Below are 18,489 nucleotides of genomic sequence, written 5' to 3'. Positions count from 1 at the left end.
CAAGATTCAGTAGTGGCTAAGATGGCCGGTGTGAGTACCAGGAGTGCGGGAGAGACGAAGCGTGTGCGGCTCAGCCCCGAGGAGCGTCGGCTACAGCTGATCACCCTCGGCGCCGAGATGCTGGCCGACCGAACGCTCGAGGAAGTCTCGGTCGACGACATCGCCAAGCAGGCGGGGATCTCGCGCGGCCTGCTGTTCCACTACTTCGCTTCCAAGCAGGAATTCCACCAGGCGATCGCCCGGCATGTGAACACCGAGATCTTCGTCGCGATCATGCCCAACCGCGAACTGTCGCTGTTCGACATGCTGCGCGACTCGATCGAACGGTTCGTCGACTACGCCACCGAGCACTCCGCGTCCTACCGTTCCGTGCTGCGCGGGCCCGCCAGCGTCACCCCCGACATGGTCGGCTATGTCAACGAAACCCGCGGCGCCATCACCGATCTCATCGTCAGCGAACTGCCGCTGCCGCCCGAGGATCCCGATCTGGCCCGGCTCACCTTGGCCATTCGCGGCTGGATCGCCTTCGTCGAGGAGACCATCCTCACCTGGCTGATCGACAAGCCGATCAGTCGTGAGTCGCTGGTCGACCTGCTGGTGGAGTCGTTGCCCGCGCTGGCCCTGAGTCCGGCGTTGATCGCCGCGCTGCGGGATTGAAATTCCTGTTAACGGATCGAGCGGCGCGTCGCGAACTTGTCATGAGATGCCCTGTTTCCGGGGCGTCCGCTGCTGCATGCGATGAGGTTGTTCATGCGCCGAATCTGTTGTGGCAGTTGATCTTCGGATGCCGAATCGTGACCGTAACGGCGGCTAACGGAAGGCCGGTTCGGGACGACGAAGTGGGTATGACTCTCACGAACAGCACGTTTCGCAAACTCTCGGCCGTAGCTATTTCCGCCGGTGCCGTCCTCGTCGGGCTCGGTGCGCCCGCCGGTGCGCTGCCGTCGGATCCGGTCACGGTGTTCACGCCGACGCTCAGTCGGACTCCCGGCGCCAACTGCGCGGCGATCATCAACGCCCAGACCGTGCCGCAACCGCAGTCGGGCACCTTCGGAGTACGGGTGGCGATCACCCAGACCGGGGACTTCTGCCAGCGCTACATGGTGGCCGTGCGCTTCCGCAATCTGGATACCGGCGTCAGCAACGGCCAGTCGCACCCCGTGGAGAACGGGCAGATTCTGCACGCGCCGGACAATGTGATCGTCGGGTTCGGCACCGCGCCCGGCAAGGGCCGGGTGGAGGCCTGGATCGTGACCACCGATGAAACCCTGCCCCAGCATCAGGAATTGGAGCAGATCTCGGGACACGCGATCTTCGCGCTCGGCTGATTTCGTAGTTTCGGCGTCGGGGCGAGTGCGCAGGTGAGCGCACTCGCCCCTGTCGTGCATGCCCTAGCCGGACTTCGGGCGGGCGCGCAGATGTGCGCGCTCGCCCTGCTTGCCGAACAGGCTGATGAATTCGACGGATTGTTCGTCGGCGGCGCCGAACCAGTGGGGGATGTGGGTGTCGAACTCGGCGGCCTCGCCGGGGTTCAGGATGAGGTCGTTGTCGCCGAGGATCAGGCGAAGGCGGCCGTTGAGCACGTACAGCCATTCGTAGCCCTCGTGGACCTGGGGAGTTTCGGGGCGATTGCGCGCGCCGGGGGCGATGATCATCTTGAAGGCTTGGATGCCGCCCGCGCGCTTGGTGAGCGGGAGCATGGTCATGCCGTGGCGGGTGACGGGGCGCAGGTGGATGCGTGGGTCGCCGGTGGGTGGGGCGTCGACGAGTTCGTCGAGGGTGACGCCATGCGCCTTGGCCAGGGGGAGCAGTAGCTCGAGGGTGGGTTTGCGGTCGCCGGATTCCAGGCGGGACAGCGTGCTGACCGAGATCCCGGTTTCCTGGGAGAGGTCGGCGAGGGTGGTCTGGCGCTGTTTGCGCAGGGTGCGCAGCCGGGGGCCGACCGAGTCGAGGGTCTGATCGAGGTCGTCCATGCTGTCCAGTTTGCCATGTCGGCAAAGAAGGTTGCCAGTATTTGTCGCTGGGATGCACTGTGGGTCCTCGAAGGAGGTCGAGATGACACAGCTGAACGATTCATACGACGTAGTGGTGCTCGGTGGTGGAGCCGCCGGGCTGAACGCGGCGCTGATGCTGGCGCGTTCGCGGCGCTCGGTGGCCGTGATCGACGCGGGGGCGCCGCGTAACGCGCCTGCTCAGGGGGTGCACGGGCTGCTGGGGCGCGAGGGGATGTCGCCGTTGGAGCTGCTCGAGCTCGGGCGCGCGGAGGTGCGTGGGTACGGCGGACATGTGGTGTCGGGGCGGGTTGTCGGGGTCGACCGTGCCGCTGATGCGCCGGGTTCGACCGACATCGCGGAATTCGTGGTGACCCTCGCCGACGGTCGCACCGTGCGAGCGCGGCGGATTCTCGTCGCCACCGGACTCGCCGACGAGCTCCCCGAGGTCACCGGCCTGCGCGAACACTGGGGTCGCGACGTGCTGCACTGCCCGTACTGCCACGGCTGGGAGGTGCGCGACCAGCGCATCGCCGTGCTGGCGAGCGGCCCGATGTCGGTGCACCAGGCGCTGCTGTTCAGTCAGCTCAGCGACGACATCGTCTTCCTGTCCCACACGGCTGCTCCGTTGAGTGACGAAGACGCGGAAAAGCTGGTGGTCCGGGGCATTCGGATCGTCGACGGCAAGGTCGTCGAGGTGCTCGGCGCCGACCGTCTGACAGGCGTCCAGCTCGCCGACGGCACCGTCGTAGAACGCGACGCCCTGGTCGTCGGTCCCCGCATGAATACTCGCGCCACCTTTCTCACCGATCTCGGCTTGGTCCCCGAACCGCACCCTTCCGGCATGGGCGACCACATTCCCGCCGATCCCGTCGGCCGCACCTCGGTGCCCGGCGTCTGGATCGCGGGCAACGCCACCGACCCGTCCGCCCAGGTCGGTGCGGCCGCGGCAGCCGGCGCCATGGCCGGTGCGCAGATCAACGCCGAATTGGTGATGGCCGAAACCGCCGCCGCGGTAGCCGAACACCGCGCCCGTGCCGGACGGATCGAATCAGCGCCTGTGTGAACCGGATCGGCTCGACATGACGATGGCCCCGACGTGCGTCACGTTGGGGCCATCGTCCAGGGCTCAGTTGTCGGCCGGGCAGACCGTGCTGCTGAACGGGCACGGCTTGAACAGTTCCTGGATGAGCAGTACCAACGTCCCACTCCCGCTGGTCGCGTCGGCACTGCCGGTGCCCGCCTCGGCGACCGCCACCGCCGGCGCGGCCGCTGCGGTAGCGGGCACTACAGCGCCGAGCGCCACCATCGTCGTCGCCACACCCGACATCACGAATTTCCCGATCGACACGCTAACTCCCAAGTTCGAAAAGTGTTGCCACAGTCGGCGACTTGGATGCTGCCCGCTGAACCGACCGACCGGTAGCCCTGAAAACCGGGGCTGCGCCCTTCAGCCGAGTGCTTCGCGCGTGCGAGAGCCCTGTGCGTCATCGATCGCCGCGGTCAGCAGGGCGCGCGCCTTGTCCGGCGCGAGTTGGCCGATGGTGACGTGCAGGGCCAAGCCGTCGAGTAACGCCAGGAGAGATTCGGCGGCGGCGGTCGGGTCGGGGTGGCGGGTGATCATGGTGGCGACGTGGTCTCGGAAGCCGAGGCCGTTCGTGGCCAGGGCTTCGGCGATGTGGGGGCGGACCGAGGCGAAGGCCAGATAACCGATCAGAATGCGGGCATCGGCGGCCGATTCGGCGTCGGTGGGCAGCAGTGCGGTGAGGATCTGGTGGAGATCGGGGTCGGGGCCCGCCGCGGTGATCCGGGCCGCGATCCGGTCGGCGATGGTGGAGGTGGCGAACTCCATCATCGCGTCCTTGCTGGGGAAATAGTGCTGCACCTGACCGGTGGAAACCCCGGCCTCGGCGGCGACATGGCGCAGGCTGATCGACTCGAGGCCGTCGCGGGCGAGCAGGCGCATCACCGCATCGCTGATCGTCGCGCGTCGAGAATGGTGATCCACGAGCTTCGGCATCGGACCATCTTTTCACAATGCACTTGTATTGCCGTGCCCAATTTCTTTACAATGCGAGTGTATTGAAAAGGAGGGTGACATGCGCCCGATCACCCGGCTCACACGGTCGTTCGTTCGTCTCGAAGTCGATAACTGGGTGAGCCTCGCGCGGGCCGTCAGCCGCAGGCCGGATACCGAGGGTGGCACGCCGATTCGGTACGCGGGCGCGGTGTCGGCGGTCATCTGGGCGTTCATCGTGGTCAGTGCCGTGGAGATCCCGGCGGTTCACCTGATCATTCCGTGGCCTGCGGCGCGGATCGTCGCACTGGGGCTCGGAGTCTGGGGACTGGTGTGGATGGCTGGGATGTTGGCCGCGCATCACGTGTATCCACATGTGCTCACCGGTGAGCTGCTGCGCGTGCGCTATCTGCGACGCGTCGGCCTCGACATCGCGCTGGCCGACATCGGGACGATCCGGCACGATCTGCGGGCCTACGACGGGGCGAAATCGCTGCAGCTCACCGGAACAGGTGACGAGACGCTCGCCGTGATCGTCGGTAGTTCGACGAACGTCCGCGTCGTCCTGACCGAACCCGAGACCTTTCGCACTCCGCATGGCGACTTCACGGTGAGCGCCGTCGCGTTCTGGGCCGACGACCCGCGAGCAGCGATCGCGCAGATCCGTGCGGCGATGGTGGACCGAGTCTGAACGTTCACCCCTGATCAGGCAGGGACAGGCGCGGTGGCCAGGTGCGCCAACCGGATTCAGCTATCAGGGCCAGCTCTTCGGGGACCGGTCGGGCGCCACGGTGTCGTGGTGTGCATGCGGGCACCGCAGTCGGGCCGGATAACCGGTGGCCAGCGGGTTTCGGCTCGGTTCAGCGGAAGGATTCGAGGCCGGTTACCCGGAGTAGGTCGAGGGCTGTGGCGGAGGGGGTGTGGGGAGGTGCGGAGTAGATGATGACGGTGTGGTCGGTGTCGGGGACGTGCATGGCGTCGCAGTCGAGGGTGAGGGCGCCGAGTTCGGGATGGGCGATGGTTTTGGTGAGGCTGTGCATGGCGCTGGAGCGGCCTTCCTGCCAGAGCGCCTCGAATTCGGTGCTGCCGGTGCGTAGTTCGGTGAGCAGTCGGGACAGATCCGGGTCGTCGGGGTAGGCCGCTTTGACCGCGCGCAGGCAGCCGACACAGGCGGCGGCATTACTCTCGGCCTCTTCTGGCGTCATGACGAGGCGACCGACGCCGGAGCCGAGAAAGCGTTGCCACATGATGTTGCGCTCGGCCACGGGGATCGCGGAGAAATCACCGAACAGGGCCGCCGATAGGGGATTCCAGGCGAGGACATCGGATTTGGCCGAGAGCACGAGGACGGGCAGATCGGCCAGGCGATCCAGCAGGCGCAGCACGCTGGGGCGGATCACCATCGGAATCCGGCCTGCCTGCGGTGGTTCGGACCCGGCGAGCCGATAGACGAGATCGCGGTCGACGTCGGTGAGGCGCAGTGCCCTGGTCAGTGCGCCGAGCACCTGCTCGGACGGTTTGGGTCCGCGACCCTGTTCCAGGCGCACGATGTAGTCGACGCTGACGCCGGCCAGGTTGGCCACCTCTTCGCGCCGCAGTCCGGGCACCTGTCTGCGTGATCCGTTCGGCAGTCCCGCGTCGGCGGGGGTCAGCCGAGAACGCGCGGTGCGCAGTACCGTCGCCAATTCCGCTCTGTCCACCTCTCCCATGGTGCCGCAGGACGAGAGTGCGGGGGTGGTACCGCGAGTCCTATGCCGAGACAGCACTGGAGACCGGGCCGCACCGGCGGGAATCTGGACCCATGACGACAACGATTGCCTTGGTGACCGGGGCCAACAAGGGGCTGGGACGGGAAACGGTGCGCAGGCTGGCGAGCCAGGGGTGGCAGGTGTTTCTCGGAGCACGCGACATCGCGCGCGGCGAGCGAGCGGCGGCGGAGTTCACCGCGGCTGGGTTCGATGTTCGATTCGTCCCGCTCGATGTGACCTCCGACGACTCCGTCGCCGCGGCCGCGGCGACCGTGCGGGCCACAGCGGGCCGCCTCGACGTGCTCATCAACAACGCCGCCATCGGTGGTCCGCGCACCGCACCCTCCGAGACCGGGCCCGATGACCTGCGAGAGGTGTTCGAGGCCAACGTCTTCGGCCCGATCCGGGTCACCAACGCGTTCGTGCCGCTGCTGCAGCTTTCGGCGCATCCCCGCATCGTGATGGTCTCCAGCAGCGTCGGCACGATCGCCATGATCACCGATCCGAAATGGGCCGGTCTGCTGCCACCGGCTCTCGGTTACCCGAGCACCAAGGCCGCGCTGAACATGATCACCGTCATGTACGCGAGCGAACTCGCCGAGATGAAGGTCAACGCGATCGATCCCGGCTACACCGCCACCGACCTCAACGGGCACAGTGGTTTCCAGACCGTCACCGAGGGCACCGATGCTGTCGTCGCCGTGGCGACGGCCGACCGGGACGGTCCGACCGGCGGATTCTTCGACCGAACGGGCGCCGCGTCGTGGTGAGAGCGGGCGCCCTGCTCATGGCGGCGCTCGCCGCCGTCGGTATCACCGCCTACCTGATGAGAACGGAGAACCCTGTGGCACAACAGAAGACGAACACGGTGCTGTCGCTCGGCCTGCACCCCAGCGCCGTCGACTACTCCCACTACCCGCAGCTCGACGAAGCCACCCTGACCGCCCGCATCGCCGCGGGTGAAACCGCCTTGCGCGAAGCCGGTTTCGACATCGTCACCTGCCAGGTCCCGGCCGATCCCGACGCGGCCGAAGCGGTACTACGCGAGTGCGCGGCGGGCGGGGAATTCCGGGTCGCGATGATCGGCGCGGGCGTGCGGATGGCACCCGAACACACCCTGCTGTTCGAGCGGCTGATCAATGTCGCCGCCGATCTCGCGCCCGGAATCCGCTTCTGTTTCAACACGTCTCCGGAGACCACGATCGACGCCCTGCGGCGCTGGGTCCAGCCCGGCTGATCGTCGAGAACCTACTTGTGGCCGCCGCCGTGGTCGTGGCTGCAAGTGTCGGTGCGGCGGCCGTCGGCGCTGGCTTGGCCTGCGCCGTGGCCTTCGAGCGCCGCGAACGGGCCGCACTGATGCGGGGCGATCCAGACGTGGACCATCGGATTACCCGAGCCGGGATTGATGGAGTTGGGCGGGCAATTGCCCTGGGCATCGAGGACACCGGCCACCACGGGGCCGTTGTCGCCCGCCTTCCAGCACAGATTGTCGTGGACGTGCCACTGCATCAGGGAACCGCCGAAGTCCACCAGGCTCGGGTCCTCGATCTTCTTGCCGTTGGCGATGTACATCGCCGACACCAGGGTGCGGTTGGCACCGTCGACCCGGTAGACCAGTGACTCCGGGTGGGTGGAGTCGAGGAAGTTGTTGTCGCGGATGTAGCTCATGTTGATGTAGTGCTCGTACCCGGTGGCCGAGTCGCCGATCGAGCGGAATCCCAGGGCGCCGACGGTATTCACGTCCGCGAAGGCGGGCAGGCCGTCGAGAGTGCTGCGCACCAGGTTGGTCGCGCGCGACTGCTGGTCCGACGTCACGCCGGAGACGCCCGACAGGTCGATCGGCTTCGTCGGATCCCACGGGCGAGGCCAGTTCGCCTCGGTGCCGTGGTCGTCGCCCGCGCCGTGTGCGTGGTCGCCGCCCGCGGCGTGCGCGTGATCGCCCGCGTCGCCGTGACTGTGGACGTGCCCGACGCCGTTGAGCATCGCCGCCAGCGCGAGGACACCCACCGCCGCCGCGGCGATCCCCGACCGCATGGGCGGTAGGGTCGCGGTGGGCCGGACCAGACCGATGCCCGCGGCGAGGGCGGCCAGCGCGCCCAGCGCCGCGCACACGGTGTCGGCCAGCTGCGGTGACTCCGCGGTCAACCCGGCGATCCACCCCACATCGGCGAACCGGGTGAACGCCCACACCGCGGCCGCGAACGCGTTCACCGCGAGCATCGAACTCACGACGAGCTTGCGCTCGCTCAGCAACACCGCCAGCCCGGTCGCGCACTGGACCGCGGCGAGCACCACCATCAGCCGGGCCAGCGTGGCGTGCTCGGTGTGCATTCCCGCCGCCATGAAGTGCACGGCGCCCGCCCCCACCGACGCGATCCCGCCCGCTAACAGGTATCCGTTACGTCCGTTCGCCATCCCAAGCTCCTGCTGTGTTTTCGGAGCGCTGGCGCGCTCGAGCGGGGCCCTTCGGGCCCCTGACCTTCCCTCCCTCCGGGCACTCCTTCGTCGCACCCTCCACTCAGTCCAGATCAGGGCGGGCCCCTCGGGGGATTTCGTCGGACACTACCGGGGTTCACTGAGGCGCAGGTGCCGGCCGGATAAGAGAACTCTGTGACCCACATCTCGCCCGGAAACGGCGAACGCCGGGTGGATCGCGATGATCCACCCGGCGTCGGTCGTTGTGCGAGAACTACGTGGTCGGCTCGAAAGCCTCGCCGATGATCTCGGCCTGTTCCACGGCGTGCACCTTCGACGAACCCGAGGACGGGGCCGACATGGCGCGACGCGAGATGCGACGCAGGCGGCCAAGACGCTCGGGCAGCACCTCGGGGAGGTTGAGGCCGAAGAAGGGCCAGGCGCCCTGGTTGGCCGGCTCTTCCTGGACCCAGGCGATGTCGGTCGCGTTCGGGTACTTGGCCAGCGCTTCGTTGAGGCGGTAAGTCGGGATCGGGTAGAGCTGTTCGATCCGGACGATGGCCACGTCTTCGCGCTTGTGCTTGGCCTTCTCCGCGGCGAGCTCGTAGTAGAGCTTGCCCGAGGTCAGCAGGATGCGCTTGACCTTGGCGGTGTCGCCGATGCCCTGTTCGTAGGTGGGCTCGTCGAACACCGAACGGAACTTCGATTCGGTGAAGTCCTTGACGTCGGACACCACGGCCTTGTTGCGCAGCATCGACTTCGGGGTGAAGACGATCAGCGGACGACGGATCCCGTCGAGCGCGTGGCGACGCAGCAGGTGGAAGTAGTTCGCCGGCGTGGACGGCACCGCCACGGTCATCGAGCCCTCAGCGCACAGCTGCAGGAAACGCTCGATGCGACCGGAGGTGTGGTCGGGACCCTGACCCTCGTGGCCGTGCGGCAACAGCAGCACCACGTCGGAGAGCTGGCCCCACTTGGCCTCACCGGAGGAGATGAACTCGTCGATGATCGACTGCGCGCCGTTGACGAAGTCACCGAACTGCGCCTCCCACAACACCAGTGCGTTGGGGTTGCCCAGGGAGTAGCCGTACTCGAAGCCGACCGCGGCGTACTCGCTCAGCGCCGAGTCGTGCACCGCGAACCAGCCCGGGTTCTCCGAGCCGATGTTGTGCAGCGGGGTGTACTCGACCGCGTTGACCCGGTCGATGATGACCGAGTGACGCTGGGTGAAGGTGCCGCGACGCGAATCCTGACCGGTCAGGCGCACATCGTGGCCCTGGTCGATCAGCGAACCGAAGGCGAGCAGCTCGGCGAAGGCCCAGTCGACCTTGCCCTCGTAGGCCATCTCGCGACGCTTCTCCAGCACCGGCTTCACGCGCGGGTGCACGTTGAAACCGTCGGGAGTGTTCAGGAACGCGTCACCGATGCGTTGCAGCACCGACTTGTCCACCGCTGTGATGACGGTGGCGGGCACCTTCTGGTCGTCCTCGACCGACTCCGACGGCTCGGGAATGTACTTCTCCAGCTCGCGGACCTCGTTGAACACGCGCTCCAGCTGACCCTGGTAGTCGCGCAGCGCGTCCTCGGCCTCCTTCATGGAGATGTCGCCACGGCCGATCAGCGATTCGGTGTAGGCCTTACGGACCGAACGCTTGGTGTCGATGACGTCGTACATCTCCGGCTGGGTCATCGAGGGGTCGTCGCCCTCGTTGTGCCCGCGGCGGCGGTAGCAGACGAGGTCGATGACGACGTCCTTGCGGAACTTCTGACGGAAGTCGACCGCGAGACGCGCGACCCAGTCGCAAGCCTCCGGGTCGTCACCGTTGACGTGGAAGATCGGCGCGCCGATGAACTTCGCGATGTCGGTGGAGTACTCGGTGGAGCGGCTGTTCTCCGGCGCCGTGGTGAAGCCGATCTGGTTGTTCACCACGATGTGGATGGTGCCGCCGACGCGGTAGCCACGCAGACCCGACAGGTTCAGCGTCTCGGCGACCACGCCCTGACCGGCGAACGCGGCGTCACCGTGCAGCATCAGCGGCATCACCGAGAAGCCGTCGGGGCCGTCGCCCTTGTCGAGCAGGTCCTGCTTGGCGCGGACCAGACCCTCGAGCACGGGGTCGACCGCCTCGAGGTGCGAGGGGTTGGCGGTGAGTGAGACCTCGATCTCGTTGTCGCCGAACATCTGCAGGTACTGGCCGTGCGCACCGAGGTGGTACTTCACGTCGCCGGAGCCGTGGGTGGCCGCCGGGTTCATGTTGCCCTCGAACTCGGTGAAGATCTTCGAGTACGGCTTGCCGACGATGTTGGCGAGCACATTGAGGCGACCGCGGTGCGGCATGCCGATGATGACCTCGTCCATCGCGTACTCGGCGCACTGGTCGATGGTGGCGTCCATCATCGGGATGACGGCTTCGGCGCCCTCGAGCGAGAAGCGCTTCTGGCCGACGTACTTGGTCTGCAGGAAGGTCTCGAACGCCTCGGCCGCGTTGAGCCGGTTCAGGATGTACTTCTGCTGCGCGACAGTCGGTTTGACGTGCTTCTGCTCGACCCGCTCCTGCATCCACTTGAGCTGATCGGTCTCGAGGATGTGGGTGTACTCCACACCGACGTGGCGGCAGTACGCGTCACGCAGGATCGAGAGCACATCGCGAAGCTTCATCCGGTCCTGGCCGTGGAAACCGCCCACGTCGAAGGTGCGGTCCAGGTCCCACAGGGTGAGGCCGTGCTGGGTGACGTCGAGGTCGGGGTGGCTGCGGAACTTGTCCTTGACCAGGCGCAGCGGATCGGTGTCGGCCATCAGGTGACCACGGTTGCGGTAGGCCGCGATCATCTCGAGCACGCGCGCGCTCTTGTCGACACCGCGCGCGCTGATGTCCTTGCGCCAGCGGATCGGCTCGTACGGCACGCCGAGGCCGTGGAAGATCTCGTCGTAGAACTCGTCGGAGATCAGCAGGTTGTGGATCGTGCGCAGGAAATCGCCCGACTCGGCACCCTGGATGATGCGGTGGTCGTAGGTCGAGGTCAGCGTCATCAGCTTGCCGACGCCGATATCGGCGATCCGCTCGTCGCTCATGCCCTGGAACTCGGCGGGGTACTCCATCGCACCGGCGCCGATGATCGCGCCCTGGCCCGGCATGAGGCGCGGCACCGAGTGGACGGTGCCGATGGTGCCGGGGTTGGTCAGCGAGATGGTGACGCCGGAGAAGTCGTCGTTACCGAGCTTGCCCTCGCGTGCCCGGCGCACGACGTCCTCGTAGGCCGCGTGGAACTGACCGAAGCTCATGTCTTCGGTTTCCTTGATGGCGGCCACAGCCAGCGATCGGTTGCCGTCCTTGCCCTGCAGATCGATCGCCAGGCCCAGGTTGGTGTGGGCCGGGGTGACCGAGTTCGGCTTGCCGTCGATCTCTGCGAAGTGGCGGTTCAGGTTCGGGAACGACTTGATCGCCTGCACGATCGCGTAACCCAGCAGGTGGGTGAACGAGATCTTGCCGCCGCGGGTGCGCGCGAGGTGGTTGTTGATCACCAGGCGGTTGTCGATCATCAGCTTGGCCGGGATCGCGCGCACCGACGTAGCGGTGGGGATCGTCAGCGAGGCGGACATATTCTTGGCGATGGCGGCGGCGGGGCCGCGCAGCACCTTGTTCTCCGGGCCGGTGGCAGCGGCCTTCGGCGCGGAGGTGGTGGCCGGTGCGTTGGACACCGGTGCAGGTGTGGTCTGCGGTGCGCGCACTGTCTTGGCGGCCGGAGCCGGAGCCGGAGCCGGAGCTGGGGCCGGAGCCGCGGCGGGCTTCGGCGGTGCCGTCGCTACCACGGCCTTGGGAGCCGGGGCCTTAGCGGTTGCCGCCTTGGGTGCTGCGGCTGTCGCGGGAGCGGCGGAGGCGACCGGTGCCTCGCTGTTACCGGATTCGGTGGCTTCCGGCGTGTAATCCGCGAGGAACTCGTGCCAACTCGCGTCGACCGAGGACGGGTCCTGTTTGAACTTCTGATACATCTCGTCGACTAGCCACTGGTTCTGTCCGAACTGGGAAGTTGAGCTGCTCACAGCTGGTGTTCGCCTCATTTCGTTCTTCGCGCTGCGACGTTTGTGACGTGCCCGGCAGGGGTATCAGCGGATGGCTGCCGATGCGCCCGCACCGAGCATATGCCCAGCGGTTGACAGGCGTCGCTACCGGTCTTGGGTCGACACTATGCCCTCTGCCTCAGTGCCCGCCGCCCAGAGTCGGGAGTAATGACCGCTACTGGTGAGTAGGTCAGACGGCGCGCCGAATTCCACGATACGGCCCTGCTCGACCACCGCAACCAGGTCGGCGCGCGCCGCGGTCGCGAGCCGATGCGCGACCACGACGGTGGTCCGGCCCCGCGCCAGCGATCGGCTCGCTACCAGCACCGATGCCTCGGTTTCCGGGTCAAGGGTGGAGGTGGCCTCGTCGAGCACGAGCAGGTCAGGATCGACCAGTTCGGCCCTGGCCAGCGCGATCAACTGGCGTTGGCCCGCGGAGAGTCCGCGTCCGCGTTCACCGACCGGATGGTGCATTTTCCTGGGTAAACCGTCGATCATCTCCGCCGCACCGACAGTGTCGGCGGCAATCGCGATGTCCACTGATGTGGCAAAAATTTGCCCGAATGCAATGTTGCTCGCCACGTCGCCGGTGAACAAGTGAACTTCTTGCGGCACAATTCCCAGCCGCTTGCGGTAGTCGGTGAGCACATATTTACGAAGATCGACGCCGTCGACCCGGATCGTGCCCGCCGCCGAACCGGGCGGAAGGTCGTAGAGGCGGGCCAGCAGCTTCACGATCGTCGATTTGCCCGCGCCGGTCGGGCCGACGAGCGCCAGGGTCGCGCCGGGCGGGACGGCGAAGCTCACGCCGTCGAGGGCGGGCGCGCTCGCGCCCGGGTAGTGGAAGCGCACGTCGTCGAAGACGATCTCGCCGTGCAGCCGGTCGATGGGAATCGCGTCGGGCGGGTCGGCGGCGATCGACGACGTGGTGCGCAGCAGCTCGCCGATGCGCCGCAGCCCGACTCTGGCCTGCTGATAACCGTCGAAGACCTGGGACAGATCCTGGATGGGGCTGAACAGCAGGCCGAGGTAGAGCACGAAGGCCACGAGCGTTCCGGTGGTCGTGCGCCCGTCGGCGACGGCGTTGGCGCCCAGGTAGACCACGACGGCCAAGGCCAGGTCGGCCCAGGCGAGGCCGAAGGAGAAGTAGGCCGCGATCGCGCGCTGGGCACGGATCCTGGCATCGCGATAGCGGTGGGAGTATTCGGCGAAGCGTCGCGCGGCGGTCGGCTCGTTGCGAGCGGCCTGCACGGCGCGCAGGCCCGCGATGTTCTCCTGGAACCCGGCGTTGACCACCGAGACCCGCTCGCGCGAGACGGTGTAGGCCACCGAGGACACCCGCCGGAAGGCCAGGGTGGCCAGCACCATCGGCGCCACGGCTACCAGGACGACCGCGGCCAGACCGGCATCGATGAAGAACAGCCCGATGGCGACGCCGATCAGGGTGATCAGCGCGACCAGCCCGGTGGCGACGCCGGTCTGCAGGAACGTCGAGAGCGCGTCGACGTCGGTGGTCATCCTGGTCATGATGCGGCCGGACAGTTCACGTTCGTAGAAGTCCAGTCCGAGCCGCTGCAACTGGGCGTAGCTGCGCACCCGTAGCCCGAACAGCACGCGCTCGCCCGTGCGCGCGGTGAGCACGGTGACCGCGGCGCCGACCACCAGGCCGGCCAGCACGAGACCGATCCCGACCACCGCCGAGACGACGAGCGCGGTGTCGTCGCCCGCGGTGACGCCGGTGTCGATGGCATAGCGGACCAGCGGCGGGAAGGCGATGGCGAGCAGGGCGTCGACGGCGAGCAGTCCCACGACCACACACACCAGACCGCGGACCGGGCGCAGCAGCGCGCGGAGCCCGAAATCGGGTTGGGGCGCGCGCAGGTCGCCGGGCAGCGCGGGGTCTTCGGTGGCCGGTGGCAGGGCGTCGACCGCGGCGCGCAGTTCCGGCGTCTCGCTGAGGTCGTTCGACGCCGACGACATCGACCGTGGTCGGCCCGCGTCGCCGAGGGATTTCGTCATCGTGGCATCGGTCGGCACCACCGATCCGGTGGGCGCGGGCAGCCGGATGACGCGGTCGGCCCGGGCCAGGGTCGATTCGCGGTGCGCCAGGATCAGCGTGGTCCGGCCGCCCCGGTCGGGCAGTCGGCGGAAGATCTCGGCCTCGGTGACGGCGTCGACCGCGGAGGTGGCGTCGTCGAGCACCAGCACGCGGGGCCGGGTGAGCAGCACTCTGGCCAGGGCGATGCGCTGACGTTGTCCACCCGACAGCGTCAGCCCGCGTTCGCCGATCACGGTGTCGTAGCCCTCGGGCAGCGCGGCGATGAACTCGTCCGCGGCGGCGGCCGTCGCGGCGGCGGTGATCTCGGCATCGGTGGCGTCGGGCCTGCCGAGCGCGATGTTGGCGGCGATGGTGTCGGAGAACAGGAACGGATCGTCGAAGACGACACCGACCGCGCCGCGCAGCTCGTCGGCGCGTAGATCGGCCAGGTCGACCCGGGCGCCGTCGGTGCCGACGAGGTTGATCCGGCCCGCGTCGGGTGCGTAGAAGCGGGGCAGCAGCAGCGAGAGCGTCGACTTGCCCGAGCCCGCCCGACCGATCACCGCGACCGTCTCGCCGGGGCGCACGGTGAGATCGAGTTCCTGCAGGACCGGCTGTTCGGCCTCGAAACCGAAACTGACAGCGTCGAATTCGATCCCGAGCGGTCCCGGCGGCAGTTCGGCGGGGTCGTCGGGATCGACGAGTACCGGCGCCGCGTCGATCACCCCGAAGACTCGGTCGACGGCGGCTCTGGTGAGTTGAGCCATGATCACCACCGAGGTGATCGTGCGCGCCGAGGACGTCATCGTGGCGAGATAGGCGGTGAACGCGAGGAAGGTGCCGATGCCGACCGCGCCGTGCGAGGCCAGCACCCCGCCGACGATGATCACCGCGACCAGCCCGGCCTGCGGCAGCGCCGACACCACCGGTGCGAATCTGGCATTGATCCGCGCGGCGCGCATCCGCTCGGCGAACAGCAGACGACCGTGGTCTTCGAGGATGTCGACCATCCGGGATTCCTGCCCGAACCCCTTCACCACCCTGACGCCGGTCACCGTCTGCTCGACGTGTTCGGCCAGGTCGGCCGCGCGCTGCTGCGCCGACCAGGTCGCCGCGTAGAGCCGGGGCCGCATCCGCAAGACGATCAGCGCCATCGCGGGCGCGACCAGCAGGGCGGCCAGCGCCAACGGCGGACTCAACCACACCATCACCACCGCCGACAGCACGAACTGCAATACCGCCAGCCCCGACCACGGCACCATCGCCAGCAGCCCCTGTACGAGCTGTAGGTCGGTGATCGACCGCGACACCACCTGCCCGGTGCGGATCGCGTCCTGCCCGGCGCCGTCGAGCCGCTGGAGGGCGGCGAGCAGCGAAATCCTAAGGCTGTGTTGCACTTCCAGCGACAGCTTGCCCGCCCAGAGCCTGCGCGCGAAGGTGACGAGGAACCTGGTCACCGCCAGCCCGGCGAGCAGGGCCGCGGCGCCGCCGATCACCGAGGTGTCGCCCACCTGGGCGGCGTCGACCGCGCGTTTGGTGGCCAGCGGCGCGGCGATCGAGACGGCGGCGCCGCCGAGCACCGACACCGCGATGCCCGCCAGCAGCCGAGGGTGTTCCAGGCACAGGCGCCACAGCCTGCGGATCCACCCGTCGGAACCCGTGGTCGCGGGCACTACAGGTCTCGGTTGCGCAGGTCCCACCACCCGAGGGCCCCGACTGCCGCTGCCCACAGCACCAGCACCACCAGTGCCGCCGGTGTCGGCGCGAAGACCTCGGCCTCGGCGAACGAGCCCGCGCTCACCCCCGCCACGGTGGCCGAGACGGGCAGCATCGCGGCGAGTCCGCCCGCGCCGAAACCCTTGGCCACCAACCAGATCAGCGGTTCGAGCGCGAAGGCCCAGCCGAGCACCAGCCACACGGCGCCGCTGAACGTTCGCAGCAGCAGCCCGACTCCGGCGCCGAGCACCGCCCAGCACATGGCAACGAGCAGCCCGGCGGCGAGCACCTCGAACAGCCGCACGCCGAGTTCGAATTTCCCGCGCGCCGCGACCAGCAGCACCAGCAAGCTCACCAGCTCGGCGGCCAGCGCGAGCGCGAAGGCGAACGCGGCGGTGGCGACATACTTCGCGGTGACCAGCCGGTCGCGATCGGGCGCGAACAGCACGGTCAGCGCCAGAGTCTTGTGCCGGTATTCACCGCCGGTCGAGGCGATGCCGATCAACGCGGCGACCACGAAGACCGCGATCATCCCGAGGTAGAGGCCGATCGTGGCGGCGCCGGTCGCGGGCTGACCCTTCGGATCGGCGGGTCCGGACATGATCGCGGTGATCAGCGTGCCGACCAGCGCCAGCGCCACCGGCGCCGCCAGCAGCAGCCGGGTCTGGCGCAGCGCGACGACCTTGCGCGCCTCGGTGTCGATACCGGGAACGAGATCGGCGGGGATCACGGAGGTCATCGGGGCATCCCATACGAGGTCGGCGCCGGGGCGTACGCGGCGGGATTCGGCGTGGGCACGGTGTGGCGGTGGCGGCGCGGTTTGGTCAGCGAGGCGAGTACCCGATCGGGGTGGATAGGGTCGGCGACGATGCTGCCGAGCCGGACCTGCGCGAGCTCGGCGATCGAGCGGATGGTCGCCTCGCTCGCCTCGGCGACGGCCAGGCGTCCGTCGGGTCGCATGACCGCGTCGGTGAACCCGTGACCCGCCAGCGCGGTCGCCAGCGCGATCGACGGGGACGCGGCGACAACGAGCCGGTCGGGATGGCCGCGGCGCAGCTTGGCCGGTGTGCCCTGCCAGACGACGGTGCCCTCACTGAGCACCACGAGTTGGTCGGCGCTCGACACCACATCGCCCAGCGCGTCGGAACTCGCCAGTACGGCGCCGCCGCGGTTCGCGTGGCGGCGCAGCAGATCGTGCAGCCAGCCGCGTTCGATGCCGTTCGCACCCGCGAACAGATCGTCGAGCACCAGCAGCGGGGGATCGGCCAACAACGCCATCGCCAGCGCCAGGCGCGTCTGCTGGCCTGGATGAAGCTGGGCCACAACGGTTTCGGTGACGGCGGTGAGGCCCGTCTCGTCGAGCACCGCGGCCACCCGACGCCGCGACGCTCCCGCGACCGGCGCGTAGCTCCACAGCTGATCGCGCACCGTCCGCGCGGGGTGCAGTCCGCGCGGACTCAGCACCGCGCCGACCGCGGCGGGACCACGGCCGGGGCCCTCGATACTGCCCGTGGTCGGCTGCCCGAGCCCCAGCACCATCCGCAGCACCGTCGACTTGCCCGCGCCCGTCGGCCCGACGAGCGCGGTGACCGAACCCGCCGGCACGGCGAAGTCGATCTCGTGGACCGCGCTCACCGGACCGAACTGCTTGCCGACGCCACGCACCAGCACGGCATCACCGCCGCGGGGATTGCTCACTTCTTGTTCACCTTGCCGGTGCCGATCGCGGGCAGCGGATCGGCGTCGATCACGTTGTGCAGCGGGGTGGGCCACATCGCGGGCGCGGGCCCGAAAGCCTTGTGCGCGTTCTCGATCGTGACCTTGCCCAGCGCCCGGTTGCCCGCGCCACCGATGGCGGCGCCGATTCCGGCGGGCAGTATTTTGCCTGCCATCAGCGCGGCCCGCTTGGTGATGAACCGTTTCATGAACTGTTGCAGCAGTTTGCTGTTGATGCCGCCGAGGCCGGGGACGCTGCCCGCCAGCTTGCCTGCCCAATTCTTCGACTGGGTGCTGAGCCCCTTCTGCACGATCGCCATTCCGGCGTCACCGAGCACGACCGCGAGCACCAGCGCGCGCCGGGCTTCCTTGTCCGCGGGCTCGATGCCGTGCACCGCGGCCTGGGCCAGGGTGAACAGGGCCGAGGCCTCCATGAAGAACACGGTCTCCGCGCTGACGGCCCCGAGCGCGGCGATCGTGCCGATCCCGGGCACGGCCGCGGTGGCGCCGACCGCCGCGCCGCTGCCGGTGACGGCGAGCAGGTACTGCTTCTCCAACCGTGCCACGATCTGAGCCGGATTCTCCCCGGGATGACGCTCACGCAGGAACTCGACATAGCGGCGCACAGCAGGCGCCTGCAGCTTGGACCCGGTGTCGAGCACATCGACCACGGCTTTTTCGATCGCGTTCTTGAACACGGCGTCGTCCTCCTCTTCGCCCCAACGAGTCGAACTGTAGGGCACTTCCGTACCCCAGAGCTCATCATGTCAACGAGCACCGACAGCCCG

Annotated in this window: 16 protein-coding genes; 6 read left to right on the top strand and 10 right to left on the bottom strand. The window is 68.3% G+C overall.

Annotated elements, in window-relative coordinates; all coding sequences use genetic code 11:
• Nucleotides 1-21: 21 nt before the first annotated feature.
• Both ASD42_RS10315 and ASD42_RS10310 read left to right on the top strand, forming a co-directional pair.
• Nucleotides 22-657: a TetR/AcrR family transcriptional regulator gene (locus tag ASD42_RS10315; protein ID WP_056813274.1), complete on the top strand. Its 636-nt coding sequence runs from the start codon at nt 22-24 to the stop codon at nt 655-657.
• A 188-nt stretch (nt 658-845) separates the two neighbouring features.
• Nucleotides 846-1,328: a hypothetical protein gene (locus ASD42_RS10310; RefSeq protein ID WP_056813271.1), complete on the top strand. Its 483-nt coding sequence runs from the start codon at nt 846-848 to the stop codon at nt 1,326-1,328.
• 63 nt (nt 1,329-1,391) lie between these two features.
• Here the strand turns inward: ASD42_RS10310 and ASD42_RS10305 are convergent, their stop codons facing one another.
• Complete coding sequence (locus ASD42_RS10305; RefSeq protein ID WP_056813267.1) at nt 1,392-1,973, bottom strand: helix-turn-helix domain-containing protein; 582 nt, start codon at nt 1,971-1,973, stop codon at nt 1,392-1,394.
• 82 nt (nt 1,974-2,055) lie between these two features.
• Between ASD42_RS10305 and ASD42_RS10300 the strand changes: the two genes are divergently transcribed.
• Nucleotides 2,056-3,057 (top strand): NAD(P)/FAD-dependent oxidoreductase, encoded by a 1,002-nt coding sequence (locus tag ASD42_RS10300; RefSeq protein ID WP_056813262.1) that lies wholly within the window; start codon nt 2,056-2,058, stop codon nt 3,055-3,057.
• Between the two features lie 63 nt (nt 3,058-3,120).
• Here the strand turns inward: ASD42_RS10300 and ASD42_RS10295 are convergent, their stop codons facing one another.
• Nucleotides 3,121-3,342: a hypothetical protein gene (locus tag ASD42_RS10295; RefSeq protein WP_056813259.1), complete on the bottom strand. Its 222-nt coding sequence runs from the start codon at nt 3,340-3,342 to the stop codon at nt 3,121-3,123.
• Nucleotides 3,343-3,441: 99 nt separating this feature from the next.
• On the bottom strand, nt 3,442-4,011 hold the full coding sequence (locus tag ASD42_RS10290) for a TetR/AcrR family transcriptional regulator (protein WP_063893583.1): 570 nt from the start codon (nt 4,009-4,011) through the stop codon (nt 3,442-3,444).
• Between the two features lie 79 nt (nt 4,012-4,090).
• Here ASD42_RS10290 and ASD42_RS10285 point away from each other — a divergent pair, with 79 nt between their 5' ends.
• Nucleotides 4,091-4,699 carry a hypothetical protein gene (locus ASD42_RS10285; RefSeq protein ID WP_056813254.1) on the top strand — a complete coding sequence of 203 codons (609 nt, stop codon included), beginning with the start codon at nt 4,091-4,093 and terminating at the stop codon, nt 4,697-4,699.
• A gap of 169 nt (nt 4,700-4,868) precedes the next feature.
• Here ASD42_RS10285 and ASD42_RS10280 read toward each other — a convergent pair whose 3' ends face one another.
• A complete protein-coding gene (locus ASD42_RS10280) occupies nt 4,869-5,708 on the bottom strand; it encodes a helix-turn-helix transcriptional regulator (protein WP_056813251.1) in 840 nt (279 codons plus the stop codon).
• A gap of 101 nt (nt 5,709-5,809) precedes the next feature.
• Between ASD42_RS10280 and ASD42_RS10275 the strand changes: the two genes are divergently transcribed.
• Entirely contained in the window at nt 5,810-6,526 is a 717-nt protein-coding gene (locus ASD42_RS10275) for an SDR family NAD(P)-dependent oxidoreductase (protein ID WP_056813248.1), read from the top strand.
• Nucleotides 6,520-6,993 (top strand): hypothetical protein, encoded by a 474-nt coding sequence (locus ASD42_RS10270; RefSeq protein WP_200950396.1) that lies wholly within the window; start codon nt 6,520-6,522, stop codon nt 6,991-6,993. Before ASD42_RS10275 ends, ASD42_RS10270 begins: the two co-directional genes overlap by 7 nt.
• An 11-nt stretch (nt 6,994-7,004) precedes the next feature.
• Here the strand turns inward: ASD42_RS10270 and ASD42_RS10265 are convergent, their stop codons facing one another.
• From ASD42_RS10265 to ASD42_RS10240, 6 genes are all read right to left on the bottom strand, one after another.
• Nucleotides 7,005-8,171 (bottom strand): hypothetical protein, encoded by a 1,167-nt coding sequence (locus ASD42_RS10265; RefSeq protein WP_056813245.1) that lies wholly within the window; start codon nt 8,169-8,171, stop codon nt 7,005-7,007.
• 274 nt (nt 8,172-8,445) lie between these two features.
• A complete protein-coding gene (locus tag ASD42_RS10260) occupies nt 8,446-12,231 on the bottom strand; it encodes a multifunctional oxoglutarate decarboxylase/oxoglutarate dehydrogenase thiamine pyrophosphate-binding subunit/dihydrolipoyllysine-residue succinyltransferase subunit (protein WP_174555366.1) in 3,786 nt (1,261 codons plus the stop codon).
• 105 nt (nt 12,232-12,336) lie between these two features.
• Nucleotides 12,337-15,942 carry an ABC transporter ATP-binding protein gene (locus tag ASD42_RS10255; protein ID WP_063893582.1) on the bottom strand — a complete coding sequence of 1,202 codons (3,606 nt, stop codon included), beginning with the start codon at nt 15,940-15,942 and terminating at the stop codon, nt 12,337-12,339.
• On the bottom strand, nt 15,942-16,724 hold the full coding sequence (locus tag ASD42_RS10250; RefSeq protein WP_056813239.1) for an ABC transporter permease: 783 nt from the start codon (nt 16,722-16,724) through the stop codon (nt 15,942-15,944). The genes ASD42_RS10255 and ASD42_RS10250 overlap by 1 nt, the downstream gene beginning before the upstream one ends.
• The gene (locus ASD42_RS10245) at nt 16,721-17,683 is read right to left on the bottom strand and encodes an ATP-binding cassette domain-containing protein (RefSeq protein WP_056813236.1); all 963 of its coding nucleotides are present in this window, start codon (nt 17,681-17,683) and stop codon (nt 16,721-16,723) included. Before ASD42_RS10245 ends, ASD42_RS10250 begins: the two co-directional genes overlap by 4 nt.
• Nucleotides 17,680-18,399, bottom strand: a complete 720-nt coding sequence (locus ASD42_RS10240) for a hypothetical protein (protein ID WP_063893628.1) — start codon at nt 18,397-18,399, stop codon at nt 17,680-17,682. The genes ASD42_RS10245 and ASD42_RS10240 overlap by 4 nt, the downstream gene beginning before the upstream one ends.
• Nucleotides 18,400-18,489: the final 90 nt, after the last annotated feature.

It is taken from the genome of Nocardia sp. Root136, assembly GCF_001427185.1.
GTDB classification, from domain to species: Bacteria; Actinomycetota; Actinomycetes; order Mycobacteriales; family Mycobacteriaceae; genus Nocardia; species Nocardia salmonicida.
Note: the sequence above shows the minus strand (reverse complement) of the source record. Positions and strands in the feature narration are given on the sequence as shown.